The sequence below is a fragment of the Candidatus Protochlamydia sp. W-9 genome (genome assembly GCF_001950615.1).
Taxonomy (GTDB): Bacteria; Chlamydiota; Chlamydiia; order Chlamydiales; family Parachlamydiaceae; genus Protochlamydia; species Protochlamydia amoebophila.
Window position 1 is genome coordinate 1 of sequence record NZ_BCPZ01000143.1, and the last position, 1,071, is coordinate 1,071.

The following is a 1,071-nucleotide window of genomic DNA, read 5'->3' on the forward strand; positions in this document are numbered from 1 at the left end:
TGCTTTCTCTTGTTCATTTCCTTGCCTTTTCTATAACTATCGCCCAACTGATCGATGAAATCCAACAATTTAAAAGCCCGTCTTTGGCTCAATCGATTGTTTTCTAGCATCCATTTAGCACAAAGTCGCTTAGCAGCTGGGCTTACCACTTTTTTGACTTTGTTCTTCTGTAGATCTTTTTTTCATATTGTTTTCCTTTTTTTAAAGAATAGCATGATTATTCTATTTTCTGTTGGAGCTTTTTTGCAGGGCAATGTCAAATAATGGAATCAATTTCTCTGCATCTATACGAACTAGTTGAAACGTAATTTAGATGGGGTAAGTGAAAGTCATTGTGATGACAACATGCGTTTTGTTGAGAACACATCGATTAAAAGCGGACATCTCAATTGACCTGGCTGCAAAGCGTTAGTAAAAAAGCGATGTCGAATAGGAATTGATTTTAGTAGACGCTACTGAGAGTCCTGTTGAAAGGCCAAAAAAAGCAAAAACAAGACTACTCAGGGAAGAAGAAACGACAGACTCTGAAGACTCAGATGATTGTCAATAGTACAACGGCAGAAATCATCTGTACGAGCGATGAGAATGGAAAATGCCACGACTATCGCCTCTTTAAAAATCAAAGACAGGAATTCATTCCGGAATAAAGGTGGCAGTAGACATGGGTTATCAAGGCTTGCAAAAGGTACAAATTCAAACGGTTTTACCCAAAAAGAAAAGTAAGAAAAATCCTCTGACCTTCCAAGGAAGATAAGAAGAGAAATACTGTTCTGGTTAAAAAACGTGTTCTTGTAGAGAACGTGATAGGAATGTTAAAGCGGTTCAAAATTATCTCCGATCGTTATCGAAATAGGAGAAAAAGATTTGGCTACGCTTTAATCTTTTAGCAGGATTATACAATTATGAACTTAAAAATTAGGTTTCAGAAGAACTCTAATAACCTGAATTTTGAATTTATCTCTTTGATAATAAATAAGAAGAATAAAATTTAAATGACAAAGGACCTCTGCATCATTTAAAACATTTGTTTTCCCAAGCTAATGTTTAATATGACATGAGAGGTCAAAATGG

At 35.4% G+C, this 1,071-nt stretch carries 1 protein-coding gene and 1 pseudogene; both read left to right on the plus strand.

Features of this window, described 5'->3' with window-relative positions:
- Positions 1 to 467: 467 nt before the first annotated feature.
- Complete coding sequence (locus tag BU804_RS17420) at positions 468 to 647, plus strand: transposase family protein (protein WP_158025017.1); 180 nt, start codon at positions 468 to 470, stop codon at positions 645 to 647.
- 105 nt (positions 648 to 752) lie between these two features.
- Positions 753 to 887, plus strand: a pseudogene (locus tag BU804_RS17425) (IS5 family transposase); the annotation flags it as partial.
- Between the last annotated feature and the right edge of the window lie 184 nt (positions 888 to 1,071).